The organism is Streptosporangium sp. NPDC049046, assembly GCF_040649155.1.
In the GTDB taxonomy this organism is placed as follows: domain Bacteria; phylum Actinomycetota; class Actinomycetes; order Streptosporangiales; family Streptosporangiaceae; genus Streptosporangium.
This window is the reverse complement of sequence record NZ_JBEZEZ010000018.1, coordinates 163,690-185,301: the sequence shown is the minus strand read 5'-3', so window position 1 is coordinate 185,301 and position 21,612 is coordinate 163,690. Positions and strand designations below refer to the sequence as shown.

Genomic DNA, 21,612 nt, shown 5'->3' with positions numbered 1-21,612 from the left:
GGGACCGCTGCGGCGCCCGGCCGGGCTCCGGTGGGGCGGCCGGCGAGAGGGGCGGGCCTCGTTCCGGCGGGGTGGGGCGGGTCGGCGGCGCGGGTGGGGCGAGGGGTGTGAGAGGGGATGCGAGGGACTCGTCCGGCGGGTCGCCTGGGGCGACTGTGAGACGAGAGGCGTCCGGGGCGAGAGGGGTCTCGCATGGGTGGCGACACGCCGGGATGTGCGGGCTGATCAGCGACTTCGTGCCGCAAGGTCGTTTCAACTTGCGTTCATGGTCGAGCACTTCTACGGTTGGACCACAACATCTAGTGGCTGCATCGCAACACTTCACCACAACTTGTGTTTCCATTACCGCATCTCGACTCTTCGAGATGTGTGCGCGGGCGTCTGGCCGTGCGTGTCGTGGGTAGGTGAGGTGGGTCGGCCGCTTCGGTAGGTCAAGGAGGCGACACGCGTGCATTGTCCGTTCTGTCGCCATCTAGACACGCGAGTCATCGACAGCCGGGCCACCGAGGACGGCGGGGCGATCCGCCGCAGGCGCACGTGCTCGGAATGCGGGCGCAGGTTCACCACGCAGGAGACCGTTCTGCTCATGGTGAGCAAGCGCAGCGGTGTGACGGAGCCGTTTTTCAGGGACAAGGTGATCGCCGGGGTCCGGCGGGCGTGCCAGGGGCGGTCCGTCAGTGAGGATTCCCTGGCGCAGCTGGGCCAGCGAGTCGAGGAGAGCATCCGGGCCACCGGATGCGCCGAGATCGCGGCCCACGAGGTCGGGCTGGCCATCCTGGGCCCGCTCCGCGAACTGGACGAGGTGGCGTACCTACGGTTCGCCTCCGTCTATCGCGGTTTCGAGACGCTGGCCGACTTCGAGGCGGAGATCGAGCGACTCCGGGCGGAGCGCTCCACCAAGCAGGACTGATACAGACCCCGGGCGCCGGGGGTGATGCGGCGCGTTGGTGTGGTCCGATTCGAGGGTTCCACGGAGCCCCAGGAGGGGGAAGTCATGACGGAGACCGCCGGTGCGGTGACACGTGGAGGCAAGAGGCCACGTAAGGGTCTGAAGATGAAGCGCATCTTCACCACGCCAGGCGTGCATCCCTATGACGAGCTGGTCTGGGAGCGCCGTGACGTCGTCATGACCAACTGGCGCGACGGCTCGATCAACTTCGAGCAGCGCGGTGTCGAGTTCCCCCGGTCGTGGTCGGTCAACGCCGCCAACATCGTGACCACCAAGTACTTCCGCGGCGCGGTCGGCACCCCGCAGCGGGAGTGGAGCCTCAAGCAGCTGATCGACCGGGTGGTGGGCGTCTACACGCGTACGGCGGTCGAGCACGGTTACTTCGCCACCGACGAGGACGCCGAGATCTTCGACCACGAGCTCAAGCACGCTCTGGTCAACCAGGTCTTCAGCTTCAACTCGCCCGTCTGGTTCAACGTCGGCACCGCCTCGCCGCAGCAGGTCAGCGCGTGCTTCATCCTGGCCGTCGACGACCAGATGGAGTCGATCCTCGACTGGTACAAGGAAGAGGGTGTGATCTTCAAGGGGGGGTCCGGCTCCGGCGTCAACCTCTCCAGGATCCGTTCCTCCAAGGAACTGCTCTCCAGCGGGGGCACCGCCAGCGGCCCGGTCTCCTTCATGCGCGGCGCGGACGCCTCCGCGGGCACCATCAAGTCCGGGGGCGCCACCCGCCGCGCCGCCAAGATGGTCGTCCTCGACGTCGACCACCCCGACATCGAGGAGTTCGTCGAGACCAAGGCGCGCGAGGAGGACAAGATCCGCGCCCTCCGCGACGCCGGGTTCGACATGGACCTGGGCGGCAAGGACATCGTCTCCGTCCAGTACCAGAACGCCAACAACTCGGTGCGCGTCTCCGACGAGTTCATGCGCGCGGTGGAGAACGGTGAGGAGTTCGGCCTGCGCGCCCGCCTCACCGGCGAGGTCATCGAGAAGATCGACGCCAGAGAGCTGTTCCGCAAGATGGGCAAGGCCGCCTGGGAGTGCGCCGACCCCGGGGTCCAGTACGACGACACGATCAACGACTGGCACACCAGCCCGGAGACGGGTCGCATCACCGCCAGCAACCCCTGCTCGGAATACCTGCACCTGGACAACTCCTCGTGCAACCTGGCGAGCATCAACCTGCTGAAGTTCCTGAAGGACGACGACACCTTCGACATCGCGAACTTCGTGAAGATCACCGAGCTGATCATCACCGCGATGGACGTCTCCATCACCTTCGCCGACTTCCCGACCGAGAAGATCGACCAGACCACCCGCGCCTACCGCCAGCTGGGCATCGGCTACGCCAACCTCGGCGCGCTGCTCATGGCCACCGGCCACGCCTACGACTCCGACGGCGGCCGGGCGGTCGCCGGGGCCATCACCTCGCTGATGACCGGCGTCTCCTACCGCCGCAGCGCCGAACTCGCCGCGGTCGTGGGCCCCTACGACGGCTACGCCCGCAACGCCGACGCGCACAAGCGGGTCATGCGCAAGCACAACGACGCGAACGAGGCCCTGCGCACGTTCGACGAGATCGACGGTGCCATCCACCGTGAGGCCTCCAGCCAGTGGAGCGAGTGCCTCAGGCTCGGTGAGAAGAACGGTTACCGCAACGCCCAGGCATCGCTCCTCGCCCCGACCGGGACCATCGGCCTGATGATGGACTGCGACACCACCGGCATCGAGCCCGACCTCGCCCTGGTCAAGTTCAAGAAGCTCGTCGGCGGCGGCTCCATGCAGATCGTCAACCAGACGATTCCCCGCGCGCTGCGGCGGCTCGGCTACCAGGAGGAGCAGGTCGAGGCGATCGTCGAGTTCATCGCCGAGCACGGTCATGTCGTCGACGCCCCCGGCCTGCGGCGCGAGCACTACGAGGTGTTCGACTGCGCGATGGGCGAGCGTGCGATCGCGCCCATGGGCCACGTGCGCATGATGGCCGCGGCCCAGCCGTTCCTGTCCGGAGCCATCTCCAAGACGGTCAACCTTCCCGAGTCCGCGACGATCGAGGACATCGAGCAGGTCTACATGGAGGGCTGGAAGCTCGGTCTGAAGGCCCTGGCGGTCTACCGCGACAACTGCAAGGTCGGCCAGCCCCTCTCGGCCTCGGGCAAGAAGACCGAGGAGAAGGAGGAGCCCGCCGAGCCGGCGATCCAGGTCGTGGAGATCAGCCGCCCGACCCGCCGCCGGATGCCCAACCAGCGCCCCAGCACCACCACCCGCTTCACCGTGGGGGGCGCCAAGGGCTACATGACCGCCTCGTCCTATCCCGACGACGGCCTCGGTGAGGTCTTCCTGAAGATGTCCAAGCAGGGGTCGACCCTCGCGGGCGTCATGGACGCGTTCTCGGTGGCCATCTCCATCGGCCTGCAGTACGGGGTGCCGCTGGAGACGTACGTCGGCAAGTTCGTCAACATGCGCTTCGACCCGGCCGGTATGACCGACGACCCGGACGTCCGTATCGCCGCCTCGGTGATGGACTACATCTTCCGCCGTCTGGCCCTGGACCACCTGCCCTACGACGACCGCGCCGCCCTCGGGATCTTCTCCGCCTCCGAGCGCGCCGCGCAGCAGCGCGGTGAGGACCCGGCCCCGATCCACAGCGACGAGGTCATCGCCGAGCTCGCCACCTCGGCTCCCATCGAGGAGCCGCAGTCCCGCCCCGAGGCGGCACCCGCGGAGACCCCGCGCCGCACCGGCTCCCTGGAATCCCACCAGGGCCGCACCGCCGACGCGCCTCTCTGCATGACCTGCGGCACCAAGATGCGTCCCGCCGGCAGCTGCTACGTCTGCGAGGGCTGCGGCTCCACCAGCGGTTGCAGCTGATTCAGAGCTGATTCAGAGCAGAAAAGCAGCGCTGGGTAAGAAAGCCGAACCCGCATAACGCTTGCCAGAAAAAAGGGGGCCGGAATTGACTCCGGTCCCCTTCCGGCGTTTTCGGAAGGCCTTGGTGAAGAAAGCAGGGGAAGGTGATGGCCGATGCGGACGGTTGGCGAGAAGTGCGGACTGTCGAGCAGGTGCGAGAATATCTGTTGACTCATATCAATTTTGCTCTTCGTCGGCCAGGTGTGTTCGGTGGAGAGATCGCCCTAAGAATTTACTTTGACGCGATGGCCTACACGGACGACTGTGAACAAGGCTGGAGTGAGGAACAAGATTTCCTTCGTGCTCGGAGGGCTTTTCTCTCCACGGGAGTTCGGGGAGCCTTCGAGTCTCTCTGGGGTGCCGGAACCGATGACATGGCCGCGTCCGTCTATGCCGAGTTCGCCCATCGTCACGGATGGCTCCGGCCGGACCGTATCCTGTCGCGGGACGGGTACGACAAGCTGATCGGTGCCAAGAAGGCTTGGTGTGAGCGCGATCGAACCCTCGAACAGACCCTCGGTATGTTCGGGCCGCCGTCTGTCTACTGCGGTGGCACGAGCCCATACTTTCCCAAGACCTTGGTATATGCGACGGGGCACCCTCAGGATTCTTTGCTCTGCTTCCATTTCTGGAACGAGTTCCTTCATTTGCGTACGGATCAGACCGCATTGTACGGCGAGCCCATGCTTCTGGCCGTCCGGGGAGAGGGTTCCGACTTCGCCGACAGTTTCACTTTCACGCCTGTCGGTACGAACCGGTGCCAGGGAGCCCGGAGGAGCGATCAGCTTTCCGAATAGGTGTCCTACACTCCGGCGGACAGACGGTAGTCGTCGAGGAGGGCGACACGACATGAGACGGCTGTCCATGGCGTGTGCGGCCCGTCGATGTCCACGCTGTCCGGTCCAGCTATTTCGACAGCCAGGATCGGTTCCCGCGAGGCAGCGCGAAGCTCGACTGCGCGCTGCTGATGCGCGAGGTGCCGGCAACATGGATCCCGGTGCAGCCAATGCGGGTTACGACGCCGGACCGCAGGCACGCCGGAAACACCGAACCTTCCGAATAAGCGCACTCCCTCAGTACCTTCGGCGCTGTCGAGGAATGAAATACCTGGTCAAACGGGACCTGTTGGGTTCCACTCCTGGCTTCGGCCGATATGACCTCCCATTGTTAATGTGATTGATGCAGCTGGTGCTTGCCTGGTGAAATCGGCAGATGATCGGAAAGACGCTGTGGGAGCGGCAGCTTCATCAGAGGGGGTCCGCTTCGGCGTTGGCGGTGACGGAAGACCGCGTCGTTCTCCATGAGCGCCACACTCGGCTTGTCTGCCTGGACCGCCACGACTGCTCGGTCCGCTGGGACGTCCCGATAGGAACCTGGCCGCGTGCCGTCGTGGTCGCCGGTGATCGTTGCCTGGTTCTGCCACAGGACACCGATCAACTGTTCTGTCTCGATCTCACTACGGGATCTGTGGTGTGGCGCGCCGGGTTGCCGCAATACTCGGGGCATGTCGTGGCTACCGCGGAGACGGTCGTCGTCGGCGGCTGGCGTGGTTACACGCCCATGTCTGCTTTCGACCTGAAGGACGGACGGCCTCTGTGGCGGACACGGCGGCGCATGGCCACGGTGCTTCCTCTGCCCTGGGATGGCGGCGTGCTGTTGGGAGACGGCTCGGAAGCGTGGCTGATCGATCCACGAGATGGCAGGGAACTGGACCGCTGGCGGTTGCCGGAGCCGCTGGTCGAAACCGACGGTCATCCGGCGTTCACCATGATCGGCCCTGACCGTTGCCTGGTGCCGTGCGGCCCACGATCCGTTGTAAGCATTCGATTGTCATCGGGTCTCGTCGAGCGCTTCTTCCGTCACGATGCCGACCTCTCGTCCTCGGCCGCCCAGTTCACCGGTGGTGTGGTGTGGTTGCGAGAACGAGGGGCCGGTTATCTCGCCATCGACCCCGAAGACGGATCGGTGTTGTGGAACGTGGACGTCAGGCAGCCACTCGTCGGTGAGGTGGTCCGAGACGGCGAGGGGTTCGTAGTGGCCGGCGCGGGCGGCCTGCTCTTCCGCCTGCGGTCTGATGGGCACGTCCTGGAGCGGTCCTCATCGGTTACCAGGGTGGCTGCACTGCGAGACCTTGGAGCAGGGGAGATGCTCATGGTGACCAAGGGAACCTTGAGGATGATCACCATCGACCCGTACCGGCGAGGTGAATGACGCAGGAATACCGCAGCCCACGAATAAGTGCTCTGCCCCAATATTCAGGGCTGATTCAGAGCAGAAAAGCAGCGCTGGGTACGAAAGCCGAACCCGCGTAACGCCCACCGGAAAAGGGGGGCCGGAGTCGACTCCGGCCCCCCTTCTCTGTTCCCGGACGCTCTGGGACTGTGCAGTGAGAACACCGTGATCGCCCGTCGTTTTCCCGGCCGGTAGGGTCGCCGGGGACATCTTCGGGTTGAAGGGAACGTCTCATCGTGGATGCGGGCATCATCGGGCAGGCGGTGGGATTGTTCGCTGTAACCAACATCGACGACATTTTGATCTTGGCGTTGTTCTTCGCCCAGGGCGCCGGACGCCGCGGAGCCGCCGCGCGGGTGGTGGCCGGTCAGTATCTCGGCTTCCTGGGCATCTTGGCCGTGGCGGTGGCCGCGGCTTTCGGTGCCACCTTCCTCCCCGAGCCGGTCCTGCCCTACCTGGGCCTGCTCCCGCTGGTCTTGGGCGTCAAGGCGGGTCGGCAGGCGTGGAAGGCCCACCGCGATGGGCGCGACGGAGCCGGGGAGACGGCGGAGGAGCATGCCGGTGGGCCGAAGGTCCTGGAGGTGGCCGCGGTCACCTTCGCGAACGGCGGCGACAACATCGGGGTGTACGTCCCCGTCTTCGCCACCGCGGGCGTCGGCTCGATGGCCGTCTACGTCACCGTCTTTCTGACCTTGGTGGCCGTGTGGTGCCTTGCCGGGCGGTTCTTCGCCACTCGACCGATCGTCGCCAGGGCACTGAGCCGGTGGGGACACATTCTGCTGCCGGTCGTGCTGGTCGGGATCGGCCTGCTCATCCTGATCGAGGGCGGTGCCTTCGGCCTGTAGGGCTTCGTCACGAAGCGGCGTACTCCGACGACACGGACCAGGGGCGGCCGGTAGCGCGTACGTCTGAGTCGGGTGCTCACCGCCGACGGCCGGGTGATGACATCGGCCTTCACTCCCGGCTGCCTCTCACAGGCGGTAGACCCGGCGGGCGGTGGCGGCGAACACGTTCTGGACGGTCTGGGGGGACCGGCGGGCGAGGACCTCCTGCCAGGTGGAGACCAGGGTGGGAAGGTCGGTCCAGATCTTCTCGATCGGGAAGTTGCTGCCCCACATGCAGCGGTGGGAGCCGAAGGCCTCCAGGCAGGTGTCCGCGACCATCTCGATCAGCGAGCGGTCCACGCGGTGCACGAACGTGCCCTGGCCGGTGAGCTTCACCACGACGTTGGGGCGCTCGGCCAGCAGCCTCAGGCCACGTTTCCACTCCGCCACCCGGGACGCCCCGGACTCTTCGAGCATCCCCGCGTGGACCAGCACGAACGTGACGTCGGGGAAGTCGTCCACGAAACTCGCGGCGTCGGCCATCTGGTCGGTGAACACCTGGAGTTCGAACAGCCAGCCGAGATCGGCGAGCGAGGCGATGTTGCGCCGGAAGACGGGATCCTTCATGCGGTCGGGGGCGGAGGCGAAACGGAACTCGGGCCGCTCGTGCCAGTGCAGTTGCAGACGGGTTCCCCTCATGAGCGGGGTGAGCGCGGCCTGGCGGCGCATCACGTCGGCCGCGCCCTCGTCGAAGAGGTCCGCCGAGCCGATCACGGCCATCGGCCAGCCGGTCTCCGCATGGGTGTCGCGCAACCAGCGCACCTCGTCCAGGCAGCGGTCGAGAGACCAGTTGGCCTGGACGTAGACCGAGGAGGTGATACCGCAGCCGGTGGCCTCCTCGACGTACTCCGACACCGGGTAGTCGCGGCGGATCGGCTCGTAGGGGCCGAAGATGCGCGGGATCATCTCCCCCTGGAGCCAGGGCAGGTCGGCGGCGCGCCAGATGTGGTGGTGCGCGTCGACGATCCCGGCGAGAGCCGGACTGGCGGTGGTGTCGTTCATCGAATACCTCCGGCGTGGGGACCTCCGGCTTCGGCCCCGGGGAGGGGACGCGGGACCGTGAGGCATGTCATGGACGGGTTCCCGTGGGTCGTGGGATGGGCCACCGCCTGGCCGCCGCGCCCCGAGGGCCGGACAGGACCGCGGGGAGGCGGCGGACCTCCGCGAGGGCGGTGGGCAGGTCGCGCACGCCGCCGAGGTGGTCCAGGTGGGGGAGCTGGGCGGCCATGGCGCGCGTGACCGGGATGTAGTCGGGGGAGCACGCCAGCGGTGACCACCAGACGAGCCGGTGGCCCAGGCGGGACAGGCGGGCGGTCGCGCGGACCATGGGGACGTGGTCGCCGCGTTCGAGCCCGTCGGAGAGCACGATCACGAGCGCGCCCCTCGCGAGCGCCACGAACCGGGGGACTCCCAGGAACTCGTGCAGCGCCGCCCCGATCGCGGTGCCGCCGTCGGCGTCGGTGACCAGCTCGGACACCGCGCGCAGCGCCCGGCCGGGGTGGGGGTGTGACAGCACGGAGGTGATCCGGGTGAGCCGGGTGCCGAAGGTGAAGACCTCGGTACGGGCCGGCGCCGCGCGCAGGGCCGTGTGCGCCAGACGGAGCAGGTCGGGGGTGTGTCGCCGCAGCGAGCCCGAGACGTCGACCAGGATGAGCAGGCGGCGCGGGCGCGGGGGGCGGGCACGCAGGCGCAGCTCGATGATCTCCCCGTCGTGGCGGCGCGCCCGACGCCAGGTGTGCCGCATGTCCAGCCGGTCGCCGGAACGCGCCGGGCGCCGCCGCCTGGACGGGGTCGGGGGCAGTGCGGCGGGCCAGGCTGCCTCCAGTGCGCGGACGACCGAGCGCCACCGGTCGTCGGCCGCGTCGAAGTCCCGCCTGCCGTACGTGCTGAGTGTGCTGGCCTCGACGCCGTCACCGGGCAGCACCTCTCGCGGGGCGGGGTCGTCCTCGCCCGGCCCCTGGGGGGAGGGGGACTCGCTCTCCCCCGCCGGGGGTGGCGGTACGGCGTCAGGAGGGCCGCCCTGCCGGAACCACGCGGTGAAGACCCGGTCGAAGGCGGCGAGCTCGCCGATGTCGTGCAGCAGGGTGATCCGGGCGTACCAGTACAGGGCGGTCAGGTCACGCGGTGGTGACGCGCCGACAATCCGCAGCAGGTCGGCCTGTTTCGGCAGCGCGGTGGTCACGCCGGCGGCGCGCAGCGAGGACAGGAATCCCCACAGATGACGCGCGGCGAGGGCGCCGGGCTCGGAATCGTCGTACGGCTCCCTCGCCGGGACGGCGGCTGTGGGGAGAACGGCTTCGGAGCCGGGGGACGGGCTTCCCGCGACGGCGGCGGGATCAGACATCGCCGAACAGCTCCTCCGCGTGCCCGGCGAGCAGCCGGGTGTCCTCCTCGTCCTTGATGAGCAGGCCGAGGGCACGGCGCAGCGCCACGGGCCACGGGCTGCCGCCCTCGGCGAGGGTCACCGCCCCCCTGGCCCACTCCACGGACTCGGCGATACCGGGCCGTTTGAGCAGAGGCAGCCCGCGCACCCGCTGGACGGCGCGTACCAGCCCTTCGGCCGCCGTCTCCTCCAGGCCGGGTACGGCCGCGCGCAGGATCGCCCGCTCGCGGTCGACCTCGGGGAAGGCGATCCAGTGGTAGAGGCATCGCCGTTTGAGGGCGTCGTGCAGCTCGCGGGTCCGGTTGGAGGTGAGCACCACGATCGGGGGCGTGCGCGCCCGGATGGTTCCCAGCTCGGGGACGGTGATCTGGAAGTCGCCCAGGAACTCCAGCAGGAACGCCTCGAACTCACTGTCGGCGCGGTCGATCTCGTCGATGAGCAGGACCGCGCCGCGATCCGACTCCAGGGCGCGCAGCAGTGGCCGTCGCAACAGGAACTCCTCGCGGTAGAGGTCGCCGACCTCCTGGCCGCGACTCTCCGCCACCCGGACATGCAGGAGTTGCTTGGGATAGTCCCATTCGTACAGCGCCTGTCCGGCGTCCAGTCCCTCGAAGCACTGAAGCCGGATGAGTTCCCGGCCGACGACGCGCGAGAGCACCGCGGCGACCTCGGTCTTCCCGACTCCCGGTTCTCCCTCGAGCAGTAGCGGCCGGTCCAGCCGTAGCGCAAGGTGGACGGCGGTGCGAAGACCCTCGTCGGCGAAGTACCCCTCCCGTTCGAGCGCGGCGGCGAGCGCGTGCTCGTCCGGCGGGCAGGCCGCTGCCGCCCCTCCGTCCGTCGCCTCTCCGCCGTGCGCCGCCCCTCCGCCGGCCGCCGGGGAGGACCCGGCCGCCGAGGAGGACTTGTCGGCGGGGAAGGCCCCGTCGGCCACCGGGAAGGACCCATCGGGCGCGGAGGGGAACCCGCCGGACACCGGGGACGCCCCGCCGGGCGTCACAGCTGGGCGTGCTCGGTCGTGAGCAGGTGGACCCGCTGGGTGGTGTGCGCGGCGGCGTCGGCCGCGGCGGCCTTGCCGTGCTCGGAGCCGAACGCGGCGGCGCGGGCGTCCTCGTCGTCGAAGTAGAGCTCGTTCACCGAGTCGAACGGCGCGTCATCGCCGTTGCTGACGCTCACCGTGTACTTGCGCAGCCCGGGAAGCTTCTTGGCGAACTCGACGTGGTCCTCCACGACCCACTTCGCGAACTCCTCGTGGGACATGTTCTCCGCGCGCTTGAGCAGCGAGACGACTTTCAGCATGGTTATCGGTTCCTTCGGATCGGGTGGGTGTTCCGGGTGTTCAGGCGCCCTCGTGCGAGGGCACCTCGTGCGTGGCGTCTCGCGCGAGGGCGTCCAGCCCGCGCAGGACGCGTTCGGGGGTGAAGGGCATCGCCGTGATACGCACGCCGCAGGCGTCGTAGATGGCGTTGGCGATGGCGGGGATCGGCGCGTTGGCGGTCATCTCGCCGATGCCCTTGGCGCCGTAGGGGCCGTTGCCGGCGGGACGTTCCAGGAACAGGCTGTGCTGTACGGGGATGTCGGCCGGGCCCGGCATGAGGTAGTCGGCGAAGTCGCGGGGCCCGTGGTCGCGCCGCGGGTAGTAGGGCTCGGTGGTCTCGAACAGGGCGTGCGACACGCCCATCCAGGCACCGCCCTCGACCTGCTGGGTCGCCATGGCCGGGTTGAGCGCGCGGCCGATCTCGTAGGCGTTGTACAACTCCAGCACCTCGACCACCCCGGTCTCGTCGTCCACCTCGACGACGGCGACCGTGCACGCGTGCGCCTGGCACGAGTCGGGGTCCATCTCTCCCGTCTCGGGCACCGGCACGCTCGGCTCCTTGAGGAAGATGCCGCGCCCGGAGATCGTACGGCCGTGCTTGAAGTGCGCGGCCATGGCCAGCTCGGTGATGTGGATGCTCGGCTCGTCGGAGCCCTTGAGCTTGATGACGCCGGTGCCGTCGGTCTCCAGGTCTCCGGCGTCGACCTCCAGCTCCTCGGCGGCGACCTCCAGCATCACGCCGCGCGCCTCGGCCGCCGCCATGATGACGGCGTTGCCGACGCGGTGGGTGCCCCGGCTGGCGAAGGTGCCCATGCAGTGCGGGCCCGTGTCGGTGTCGGCGGTGTTGACCAGGACGTTCTCGATCGGCAGGCCGAGCGTCTCGGCCGCGCACTGCGCGGCGATCGTCTTGATGCCCTGGCCGAGGTCCACCGAGGAGAGCGTGATCACGAAGGTGCCCGTGGTCGTGGAGTGGATCAGCGCCTGTGAGGGGTCGCCGCCGAGGTTCATGCCGGTCGGGTAGTTCACCGACGCGTATCCGCGCCCGCGCAGCCTGGCCATGGCCTACAGCCCCTCTCGTGTCGTCGAGGACATCCGGCGGTACGCCTCGGGCAGTTCGTGCCCGGACATCTCCGCGGCCTTCTGGATCACTTCGACCAGCGCCGTGCCCTCGGCGACCTTGCGGTGGGCCTTGAGGTCGCCGTCGCGGTAGGCGTTGAGCAGCCGCAGCCGCAGCGGGTCCATCGAAAGGGCCCTCGCGATCCGGTCCATCTGCGACTCCAGTGCGAAGTCGCCGATGGTCACGCCGAACCCGCGCATCGCGCTGGAGGGCGTGCGGTTGGTGAACACGCAGTGGCAGTCGGCCCACACGTTCGGGATCGAGTACGGTCCCGGCAGGTGGGCCGCGGCCTTGGTGGTGCCGTACGGGGTGTGCCGCGCGTAGGCGCCCGAGTCGACGTACAACGTGACCTTGCGGCCGATGATCCGGCCGTCGCCCATCACGGCGTCCTTGATGTAGATGCGTTCGGCGGCGCGCGGCGAGGAGACCTGCATCTCCTCGTACCTGCCGTAGACGAACTTGACCGGGCGGCCGGTCGTCATGGCGGCCACACACGCGACCGGTTCGACGACGACGTCGACCTTGCCGCCGAAGCCTCCGCCGACCGTCCCGCCGACGATGCGCAGCTTGTTGAACGGGGTCTGGAGGATGAGCGCGGTGTTGTCGAGGGTGAAGAAGCACGCCTGGGTGTCGGAGTGGATGCGCAGCCGGCCGTCGGCCTGCGGGACCACCACGCAGCCGGTGGTCTCGGTGGGAGCCTGCTCGATCGGCGCGGACTCGTAGCGCCACTCGAAGATGTGGTCGGCCTGCGCGAACGCCTTCTCCACGTCGCCGAACCGGATCCGCCGGCAGTGGTGTCCCTCGTACGTGAAGAAGTTGCGGCCGTGGTACTCGTTGACCAGTGGCGCCCCCTCCGCCAGAGCCTCCTCGACGTCGAAGACCGCGGGCAGGTCCTCGTAGTCGACCCTGATCCTGGCCACCCCCTCCAGGGCCGCGGCCTCGGACTCGGCGATCACCGCGCAGATCGGCTCGCCCAGGTAGCGGACCTTGTCCACGGCGAGGATCGGCTCGTCGTCCGGCCCGACGCCGATCAGCTTCAGCGGGGTGTAGAGGTTGTTCGGGATGTCGGCGTGGGTGAGGATCCGGGTGACGCCGGGCACCTCGAGGGCGGCGGTCAGGTCGACGCCCCTGATCCTGGCGTGGTGGCGGGCCGAACGGTGCATCTTCAGGTGCAGCATCCCCGGCGGGGCGACGTCCTCGAAGAACTCGGTCCTGCCGGTGACGTGCCCCAGCGCGTCGGAGCGCTGGACGACCGAGCCGATGACGGTGAAGTCGTCCTCGCGCTCGGCGGCGAACGAGTCCTTGTCGATGGGGGCGAGCCGGTAGGTCATCGCGACACCGTCTCTTCCTGCGACACCGTCTCTTCCGAGGCCGGCACCGGCTTGGGGGATTCTCCGCGCCTGCGCCTGGCCGCGTCCAGGATGGCGATCATGATGGGCTGGTAGCCGGTGCACCGGCAGACGTTGCCCGAGATCGCCTCGGCCACGTCCTCCTGACTCGGATTCGGATCGCGGTCCAGCAGGGCCTCGGCGACCATGATCATGCCCGCCGTGCAGAAGCCGCACTGGGTGGCGAAGTTGTCGACGAAGGCGCTCTGCACCTCGTCGAGGTCTCCGCCCGCGGCCACTCCCTCAAGGGTGCGGACCGAGGCCCCCGAGACCGTTTCCACGGCGATCAGGCACGCCGTCACGGGCCGGTCGTCGACGAGCACGGTGCAGGTGCCGCAGCTTCCCTGCGCGCAGCCCCGCTTGGCCGCGGTGAGTCCCAGCGAGTCGCGCAGGACCGCCAGGAGTGTGGTGCCCGGTTTGGCGATGAACTCCCGGGGCTCGCCGTTGACGACGAGCGAGACGATCTGTGACGACATTGTCCGGCCCTTTCTGGGGGTGGGCGGGCTTTTTCAGGAGGTGAGGGGCATCTGATGGACGCGGTGGGACCGTTAGCCGGTGAAGGCCCGGCGCAGGTGCACGGGCAGGACACGCGCCCGGTACCAGGCGCTGGCGTAGGCGTCGTCGAAGGGCGCCGCGTCGGAGCGGGCGGCCTCTCCGGCCTCGGTCAGGACCTCGGGGCTCAGCGGGCGGCCCAGCAGCAGCCGCTCGGCCGAGACCGCGCGTACCGGGCGCGGGGCGACGCCGCCGAGGGCGATCACGGTCGAGGTCACCACGCCGTCCTCGGTCCGCGTCACGGACGCGACGGTCACGATGGAGGCCGAGTTCAGTCTGCGGCGCATGGCCTTGTGGTAGTACCAGGTTCCCGGTTCCGGCAGTGCGGTCACCACCGCCGTGACGAACTCGCCGTGGTCGACTCCCGAGGCGAGCACGTCGGCCACCGGGGCCTCGCGCCGCCCGCCGGGACCCGCGATCTCGCACACCGCGCCGAGGGCGAGCAGGCAGACGGCGAGGTCGCCGTACGGCTGCTCGACGAACAGGTTGCCGCCCACGGTCGCCAGGTTGCGGATCGTGGGGGAGGCGATGCTGCGCATCGCCGGGCGCAGGAAACCGAGGCCGGGATGCTCCTCGACGGAGGACAGGGGGGCCGCCGCGCCGATCCTGGCCTGGCCGTCGCGGACCTCGATCCCCGAGAGTCCGGCCCGGCGCAGGCTGATCAGCTCGCCTCCGGGCGCGGCTCCGCCGGTGACCAGCGGCATCACCACGGTGCCGCCGCCCATGATCTGGCCGCCCCTCGCCGAGTGGACCGCCACGGCCTCCGCGGACTCGGGCACGTGGACTGCCTGGATCATCATGTCCGGCCCCCTGCGTTACGAATGGGTTAATTATCGATAATTGATTATCGGCACCGTAAGCTGGGTGTCACCCCGGAGTCAAGAGGAGATCGATGAGCGAGAATCGATGCTCGGTAGGATGCGCTCCATGACCGAGGAGCCCTCCAAGCTGCCGAGGCTGACGTTGTCGCGGCAGATCCGCGACTCACTGGTCAGCCGGATCATCTCCGGCCGGCTCGGACCCGGTGAGCGCCTGGTGGAGACGCGTCTCGCGGCGACGTACGGCACGAGCCAGGCCCCCGTCCGCGAGGCGCTGCGCGAGCTGGAGGTCATGCGGCTGGTGGAGACCCAGCCACGAAGGGGCACCTTCGTGCGCCCCTTCGTCCACGAGACGCTCAGGGAGAGCTACGTCGTGCGGGCCGCGCTGGAGGAGACGGCGATCCGCCTGGCCCTGCTCGCCGGGACCGTCCCGCTGGAGGCGCTCGCATCGGACGTGGAGGCGATGCGCGTCGCCGCCGCGGAAGGCGACGGCGAGGCGTCCACGCGAGCGAGCGTGTCCTTCCACCGGCGCATCGTCGAGGCCGCCCGCAACGAGCTGCTCAGGCTCTCCTGGGAAGGGCTGCAGATCGAGGCGCGCACCTCGGTCACGATGCTCGCGACCGGCGTGAACCTCGACGAGATCGCCCGCGACCACGCCGAACTGCTCGCGGTGATCGAGCGCGGCGACCTGGAGACGGCCTGCAAGCACGCCCGCGACCACCAGTGGCACTACGCCGACCTCCCGCACGACGCCCACGGCCGGGTCCGCGACACCGCCGCCGGTTGAGTCACCGAGCGGGTGGACACGCGGGGAAAGCCCTCGTCCGGGGCGGAGGTACCGACCGGTCCGAACGGGGGAAACGAAGAAAGACCCGCCGTGGCGGGTCTTTCGCGAGGAGGCCGGACGTGGGGTCGTCCGACGGTGACGGGGGTCAGGCGGCGGACGTGGGACCGCTCGTCCGTGGAAAACGCAGGACGTTGCGGCCCGTGTAGGCGCTGAGGTCGACGACCTTGGCATCACCGGTCGCGCCACGGCGTGTCACGGAACGAATGTCCCTGATCTTCAGCCGCGCGACATATGGTGGCACGACCACAAGTCTCTTCATTGAGCCCCCCGGCGTGATGGTTCCGTTATGAGAAGTATCTACAGATCGCCGCATAAGGCTGCCGTAAAGACCAGGTCAACAGGGGTGCCCTGAGGGAGGCCGCGGATCCGGGCCCGGGGTGCGGGCGGGGCGGCACCGGATGATCCGAGTGGGTCGACGCATGATCCGCCCCCTTCCCCGGCTCGCCGTGCTCCGCGTCCTGTGACACCGATCCGCCGGACGCTCGCGCGTCCGGCTCGCACGGGCAACCGTGCGAGCCAAACCTAGTGCGCCCCACCCCTCCCGATCAACCGTTTTGGCTACGCAGGGTCCCTGGAACCACACGTGTGGTGACGACGATCCGGTTCCACGCGTTGATCGTCGAGATCGTCACGACCAGCGCGGCCAGCACCTCGGGCTCGTAGTGCCTGGCGGCCTCCTCCCACACCGCGTCCGGCACCCTCTCACCGTGGACGGCGAGCAGGGTGGCCTCCTCGGCCAGGGCGAGGGCCGCCCGCTCGGCGTCACTGAAGAAGGGCGCCTCCCGCCAGGCCACCACGGAGAACAGCCGCTCGTCACTCTCCCCGGCCGCCTTCGCGTCATGGGCGTGCATGTCGACGCAGAAGGCACAGCCGTTGATCTGGCTGACCCGTATCTTGACCAGTTCCCTCGTGGTGTGGGGCAGCCCGCTGCCGGCCAGGTATTTCTCCAGCCCCTGCATGGCCCGGTAGGCCTCGGGGGCGAGTTCGCCGATGTTCATCCGCTGCTTCATCGGACACTCCTTAGTTTCTCCGGGTTTCTCACGATGTCGATCCCGGTGATCCGGCCCTCGGAGACGGTCAGCCCGTAGACGGAGAGCCCGTCTCCCGACGTTCGCAACAGCCCGGCCCGGCCGTTGACCGTGGTCACGGCCAGCCGGTCGGCGCGGCCGATCCTCCTGGCGATGCCGAGCAGGAAGCGGGCGACCCGCTCGGAGCCGTGGACAGGACGCCTTGCCGCCCCCACCACCCCGCCGCCGTCGCTGCGCAGCACCACGTCGGGATCGAGCAGCGCCATCAGCGCGTCGATGTCGCCGTCGCCGTCCCCGCCTCGGATGACCCGCGCGAACGCCTCGACCACCCTGCGGTGCTCGGCCTCGTCGACCTCGAAGCGGGGCGCCCGCGCCGCGACGTGCCCGCGGGCACGGGCGGCGAGCTGCCGGCACGCGGCGGCCGAGCGCCCGACCGCGCGCGCGACCTCCCCGAACGGCAGCCCGAACACGTCGTGCAGGACGAAGGCGGTGCGTTCGGCGGGGCTGAGCGACTCCAGCACCACCAGCATCGCCATGCTCATCGACTCGTCCAGGGTCACCCTGTCGGCGGGGTCGCCCTCGCCGACCACCGGCTCCGGCAGCCACGGCCCGACATACTCCTCGCGCCGCACGCGCGCCGAACGCAGTACGTCCAGCGCGAGTCTCGATACTGTGACCACCAGCCAGCCCGTCACGTCGCCGATCTCCGAACGCTCCGCCCTGCCCAGCCGGAACCAGGCGTCCTGGACCACGTCCTCGGCCTCGTCGACGCTGCCGAGCAGGCCGTAGGCCACGCCGACCAGCCGTGGCCGGATGGCATCGAACTCTGCCGCGAGAGCTTCGTCACCGTTCACGTAAGGAGGACGAGACATGTCCCGAGTCTGTGACATCGCCCGAACCTCACCGTCCTCCGGGGCGTCCAATCCACCGGAGAACGGAGCGTGAGTTGAGTACGGCACTTATCGATGGTGATCCGCAGCGGCTGGGCGGCTACTGGCTGGCCGGGCGGCTGGGCGCGGGCGGCCAGGGCGTGGTCTACGAGGCGTACGACGCCGAGGGCACGCGCGTCGCGGTGAAGGTCCTGCACGGTGACGCGGGGACCGACCCCGAGCTGCGCGACCGGTTCGGCCGCGAGGCCGCCGCCGCCCGCCGGGTGGCCTCCTTCTGCACGGCGGGCGTGCTGGACGCCGATCTCGACGGGCCCAGGCCGTACATCGTCAGCGAGTACGTGGAGGGGCCCAGCCTGCGCAGGGCCGTCGCCGAGGGGCGCCGCTTCACCGGGGGTGACCTGCACCGTCTCGCGGCCGCGATCGCCACCGCGCTCACCGCCGTCCACGAGGCGGGGGTCGTCCACCGCGACCTGAAACCCGACAACGTGCTGCTCGGCCCCGACGGCCCGCGGGTGATCGACTTCGGTGTCGCCCGCACCGAGGACATGTCACTGACCGCGACCGGCATGGTGGCGGGTACCCCGACCTACATGGCCCCCGAGATCTTCATGGGCCTGCGCGCGACCGCGGCCGTCGACGTCTTCGCCTGGGGCGGGATCATGGTCTTCGCCGCGACGGGCGCCGACCCGTTCCGGGCGGAGAGCCTGGGCGGGGTCATGCACCGTGTGCTGTCGGTGCAGCCCCAGCTGGACATGCTTCCCGAGCACCTGCGGCCGTTGGTCGCTGCCTCGCTCGCCAAGGACCCCGAGTCCAGGCCGACCGCGAGGGACCTGCTGCTCGCCCTGGTCAGCGGCGGCAGGACCTTCGACACCCCGAGGCTGCTCGCGGTGGGCAGCGACGCCGGGTCCCAGGTCCGCGCGACCTCGACGGACCCCGCGCTCGGCACCCTCGCCGAGGACGCCTACGCCGCGCTCGGCCCCGCCGAGCGGGAGCTCGCCCCCGAGATCTTCCTGCGGCTGGTCACCGTGACCGACGACGACCAGCTCGTCGTACGCCGTGCGCAGTGGGGCGAGCTCCTCGACGGGCGAGGGGAGGGGGAGGCCGCCGCCGTACGGCGCCTGATGGAGGTCTTCGCGTACCTGCTGGCTCACGACGACCGGGAGGTGTGGCTGTCGCGGCCCGCGCTGCCGCGGGCCTGGCCCAGGCTGCGCGGGTGGGTCCAGGCCAACCTGGACGGCCTGGCCGTGCACCGGGGCATCCTCACCGCCGCGCGGCGCTGGCAGGTCCAGGGGCGCAGGGACGGAGACCTGTTCCAGGGCGGCAGCCTGGAGAACGCGATGCGCTGGGCGGCCACCGGGCGCCGCAACATCACGCTCAGCCCGGTCGAGCGTGACTTCCTGGAGGCCGGTGCCGCTCTCACCCGGCGCCGGGCGCGCAGGGGCAGGGTGCTCTCCGGCACGCTGGCCGTGCTGCTCGTCGTCGCGCTGGCCGCCGGGGCGTTCGCCGTGTGGCAGGGCAGGGTGGCCGACGCGCGCAGCGCCGTCATCGCCTCCCAGCGCGACCAGGCGACGGCCGCCAGGCTCGCCGCGACGGCGGAGACGCTCCGCAGTTCGGAGCCGGTCACGGCGATGCTGCTCAGCGTGGCCGCCTGGCGGCTGGCGCCGGTGACCGAGGCGAGGGCGAGCCTGACCGGTTCGCTGGCCCAGCGGGAGTCCGCCGCCTTCCACGACCCGGCCACGGGGATACAGACCCTGAGGGCGCTGAGCGCCGACGGGCGCATGCTCGTCAGCGTGAGCGACGGCGAGGTGCGTGTCTGGGACGTGCGGACCGGCAGGCGCACCGGGGGCTTCACCGGGATCGGCGGAGACCTGCGCGGGATCGCGTTGAGCCCGCGAGGCGGCCGGCTCGCCGTGATCAGCGGCCTGAGGCTGAGGATCTGGGACATGCGGACCGGCAGGCCGACGGGTGCCGTCCTCACGGTCCAGGGGCCGAACGCGGGTGGCGACACCACCGCGTCCTTCGGGCAGTCGGAGGACTGGCTCACGGTCGGGCAGGGGGAGGGGTTCATCGTCTGGAACGTCGTGACCGGCCAGAGGCACTCCCCGGTCGTGGGAGCCATCGGCAGCGACATCTCGGCGGACGGGCGCGGGTTCGCGTCCTGGGACCTCAACGGTGATGTGGCGGCCTTCGCACTGGACGGTCTGCGCAAGGTTCCGCTGGGGAGCCGCTGCAACGTCTGCGAGCGGAGGAGTGTGGCCTACAGCCCCGACGGCACGACCATCGCCGTCGCCAGGGGCCGGATCGTCGAGCTACGCGACGCGTCCACCGGGGTGAAGCTGGACAGGCTCTTCGAGGAGGGGGCGACCGGCGAAATCGTCTTCAGTCCCGACGGGCGCTTCCTGGCCACGGCGGTCGACACGGCCCTGCGGCTATGGCGGGTCGAGGACGGCAGGCTGCTGCTCACCCAGAAGATCGACGCCTACGACCCCGTCGTGGCCTTCGACCCGGACGGGCGCACCCTGCGCTACCTCGCGGAGGACTCGGTGACGAGCCTCGACGTCTCCGCGCTGACCAGGCCCGTCACGCTGAAGGGCCCGGGGACCCGCTGGGCGGCATTCAGCCCAGGCGGGCGGCTCCTCGCCTCCAGGGAGGGCGAGGCGGGCGAGGTCGTGATCCGAGACGTCCGCCGTCGCGCACGCGTGGGCTCGCTGAAGATCGGGCCCGGCGGCGCGGACAGGTACTTCGCGATGGTCTTCAGCGCCGACGGCGGGCGGCTGGTGGTCAACAACGGCGCGGAGAGCTCCCGGCTGACCGTCTGGGACACCTCCACCTTCAAGCGGATCACCACCGTCACCCCCGCCCGCGCCGGCCAGGTGCCCGCCGTGGCGATCAGCGCCGACGGCACCGCCGTGGCCTCGTACACCCTTTACTACGACTCCGGGGTGGAGCCTGAAGGGGAGATCCACGTCTGGGACGTGCCCAGCGGCCGGCTCCGCTGGTCGCGGCCCCAGGGCATCGCCGACGGGTTGGTGTTCACCCCGGACGGCAGGGCGCTCGCGGTCGTGGGCGGTGAGCACCGGTTGCTGGACGCGGGCACCGGCGAGCCGTTCGGAGACACCTACGGCTCGCCCACCGCGAGCATCCCGGCGATCGCGCTCGCCTTCGACCGGAAGGGTGACCGCTTCGCCGTCGCCGACCAGGTGGGGCGGATCTCGGTGCTGGAGACCCGGGGCAGGAAGCGGGTGGGCGCCGTGATCCGGGGCGGAGCGGGAACGGGGGCCAACCTGACATACTCCCCCCGCGGTGACCTCATCGCCGCGGCGGTGACCGCGCGGTCGGTGGGGATGTGGGACGTCGAGACCGGGCGCCGCCTCGGCCAGCCGATCGTCGCCCAGACCGGCGACCTGCGGGCGCTGACGTTCAGCCCCGACGGTGCCCGGCTGGTCGCCGTCGACGAGGCCGGCACCCTGAGCGAGTATCCGGTCGCGCCCGAGGCGGTGGCGCGGGCGGTCTGCGAGCGTGCGGGCCGCACCCTGTCGCGCGAGGAGTGGCGCACCTACCTGGGGGATCTGGCCTACCGGGACGTCTGCCCCGCCTGAAGCCTGAAGAGGGTCTTCTCAGGGTGCGTCGCGGACCGTACGAGATCGGTAGGGAGCCGGTCGTGGGCCCGGGGCGGTCGGTGCGGAGGTTTCGGCCATGCCTGTCACGCCCGTGGTGTCCACCTCACCCGCGAGGGCGGTCGCGACGACACGGGTTGTCTGACCTGCGGATACCTGGGTAGGACCCTCACCGGAAAAGCCACGAGTTTTCGGGGGGAAACATGGCGACCTGTGAAATGTGCGGAAACGACTATGACATGAGCTTCGAGGTGCACGCCCAGGGCACGGTGCACGTCTTCGACAGCTTCGAGTGCGCGATCCAGCGGATGGCGCCGATCTGCGAGCACTGCGGGGTCCGCATCGTCGGGCACGGCGTCGAGGCCGACCGGCGCTGGTTCTGCTGCGCCCACTGCGCGCGGAAGGAGGGGGCGGACAGGATCGTCGACAGGGTCGGCGCGCAGGTGTGAGTCGCGAGAGGTCGGCGGCGCGTCACGCCCCCGGCCGACGCGGCGACGATGTGTGACGGCGCGTGGCGCCACGCGGTGCCGGTGCCGTCGCGGCTCGGGTTCGACGCGCGGTGACGGCGGGCGGCGCCGCGCCGCGGTCCCGGCCCGGCGCGCGCGGTGACGGCGCGTACCGCTCCGCGGACGCTGGGGATATTACGGCTGTGTGGCGGTGTGAGGCGGTATTAACGAGACTGCCA

At 69.9% G+C, this 21,612-nt stretch carries 18 protein-coding genes; 8 read left to right on the top strand and 10 right to left on the bottom strand.

Features of this window, described 5'->3' with window-relative positions; translation table 11 throughout:
* Positions 1-448: 448 nt before the first annotated feature.
* From nrdR to AB0B96_RS25495, 5 genes are all read left to right on the top strand, one after another.
* Complete coding sequence (nrdR, locus tag AB0B96_RS25515; RefSeq protein ID WP_350945916.1) at positions 449-910, top strand: transcriptional regulator NrdR; 462 nt, start codon at positions 449-451, stop codon at positions 908-910.
* Between the two features lie 84 nt (positions 911-994).
* Positions 995-3,817, top strand: a complete 2,823-nt coding sequence (locus tag AB0B96_RS25510) for a vitamin B12-dependent ribonucleotide reductase (RefSeq protein ID WP_362902430.1) — start codon at positions 995-997, stop codon at positions 3,815-3,817.
* 146 nt (positions 3,818-3,963) lie between these two features.
* Positions 3,964-4,653 (top strand): hypothetical protein, encoded by a 690-nt coding sequence (locus AB0B96_RS25505; RefSeq protein ID WP_362902428.1) that lies wholly within the window; start codon positions 3,964-3,966, stop codon positions 4,651-4,653.
* A 415-nt stretch (positions 4,654-5,068) separates the two neighbouring features.
* Positions 5,069-6,067: a PQQ-binding-like beta-propeller repeat protein gene (locus AB0B96_RS25500; RefSeq protein ID WP_362902426.1), complete on the top strand. Its 999-nt coding sequence runs from the start codon at positions 5,069-5,071 to the stop codon at positions 6,065-6,067.
* 257 nt (positions 6,068-6,324) lie between these two features.
* Positions 6,325-6,933, top strand: a complete 609-nt coding sequence (locus AB0B96_RS25495; RefSeq protein WP_362902425.1) for a cadmium resistance transporter — start codon at positions 6,325-6,327, stop codon at positions 6,931-6,933.
* 126 nt (positions 6,934-7,059) lie between these two features.
* Here AB0B96_RS25495 and AB0B96_RS25490 read toward each other — a convergent pair whose 3' ends face one another.
* From AB0B96_RS25490 to AB0B96_RS25455, 8 genes are all read right to left on the bottom strand, one after another.
* Complete coding sequence (locus AB0B96_RS25490) at positions 7,060-7,974, bottom strand: amidohydrolase family protein (protein ID WP_362902423.1); 915 nt, start codon at positions 7,972-7,974, stop codon at positions 7,060-7,062.
* 67 nt (positions 7,975-8,041) lie between these two features.
* Positions 8,042-9,316: a VWA domain-containing protein gene (locus AB0B96_RS25485; RefSeq protein WP_362902421.1), complete on the bottom strand. Its 1,275-nt coding sequence runs from the start codon at positions 9,314-9,316 to the stop codon at positions 8,042-8,044.
* Positions 9,309-10,328: a MoxR family ATPase gene (locus tag AB0B96_RS25480; RefSeq protein WP_362902419.1), complete on the bottom strand. Its 1,020-nt coding sequence runs from the start codon at positions 10,326-10,328 to the stop codon at positions 9,309-9,311. The genes AB0B96_RS25485 and AB0B96_RS25480 overlap by 8 nt, the downstream gene beginning before the upstream one ends.
* A 20-nt stretch (positions 10,329-10,348) precedes the next feature.
* Entirely contained in the window at positions 10,349-10,651 is a 303-nt protein-coding gene (locus AB0B96_RS25475; protein ID WP_362518745.1) for an EthD family reductase, read from the bottom strand.
* Between the two features lie 40 nt (positions 10,652-10,691).
* A complete protein-coding gene (locus AB0B96_RS25470) occupies positions 10,692-11,729 on the bottom strand; it encodes a molybdopterin cofactor-binding domain-containing protein (RefSeq protein WP_362902417.1) in 1,038 nt (345 codons plus the stop codon).
* A gap of 3 nt (positions 11,730-11,732) precedes the next feature.
* Complete coding sequence (locus AB0B96_RS25465) at positions 11,733-13,118, bottom strand: molybdopterin cofactor-binding domain-containing protein (RefSeq protein WP_362902415.1); 1,386 nt, start codon at positions 13,116-13,118, stop codon at positions 11,733-11,735.
* A complete protein-coding gene (locus tag AB0B96_RS25460; RefSeq protein WP_362902413.1) occupies positions 13,115-13,651 on the bottom strand; it encodes a (2Fe-2S)-binding protein in 537 nt (178 codons plus the stop codon). Before AB0B96_RS25460 ends, AB0B96_RS25465 begins: the two co-directional genes overlap by 4 nt.
* Positions 13,652-13,723: 72 nt before the next feature.
* Positions 13,724-14,527 carry an FAD binding domain-containing protein gene (locus tag AB0B96_RS25455; RefSeq protein ID WP_350945925.1) on the bottom strand — a complete coding sequence of 268 codons (804 nt, stop codon included), beginning with the start codon at positions 14,525-14,527 and terminating at the stop codon, positions 13,724-13,726.
* A 127-nt stretch (positions 14,528-14,654) separates the two neighbouring features.
* Between AB0B96_RS25455 and AB0B96_RS25450 the strand changes: the two genes are divergently transcribed.
* Entirely contained in the window at positions 14,655-15,332 is a 678-nt protein-coding gene (locus AB0B96_RS25450; RefSeq protein WP_362902411.1) for a GntR family transcriptional regulator, read from the top strand.
* 605 nt (positions 15,333-15,937) lie between these two features.
* Here AB0B96_RS25450 and AB0B96_RS25445 read toward each other — a convergent pair.
* Both AB0B96_RS25445 and sigJ read right to left on the bottom strand, forming a co-directional pair.
* Positions 15,938-16,402, bottom strand: coding sequence for a carboxymuconolactone decarboxylase family protein (locus AB0B96_RS25445; RefSeq protein WP_350945928.1), 465 nt, complete (start codon positions 16,400-16,402; stop codon positions 15,938-15,940).
* Positions 16,399-17,292 (bottom strand): RNA polymerase sigma factor SigJ, encoded by an 894-nt coding sequence (gene sigJ / locus AB0B96_RS25440; protein WP_362902408.1) that lies wholly within the window; start codon positions 17,290-17,292, stop codon positions 16,399-16,401. The genes AB0B96_RS25445 and sigJ overlap by 4 nt, the downstream gene beginning before the upstream one ends.
* A gap of 74 nt (positions 17,293-17,366) precedes the next feature.
* Here sigJ and AB0B96_RS25435 point away from each other — a divergent pair, with 74 nt between their 5' ends.
* A complete protein-coding gene (locus tag AB0B96_RS25435) occupies positions 17,367-20,909 on the top strand; it encodes a WD40 repeat domain-containing serine/threonine protein kinase (RefSeq protein WP_362902406.1) in 3,543 nt (1,180 codons plus the stop codon).
* 221 nt (positions 20,910-21,130) lie between these two features.
* A complete protein-coding gene (locus AB0B96_RS25430; protein ID WP_362518789.1) occupies positions 21,131-21,376 on the top strand; it encodes a hypothetical protein in 246 nt (81 codons plus the stop codon).
* Positions 21,377-21,612: the final 236 nt, after the last annotated feature.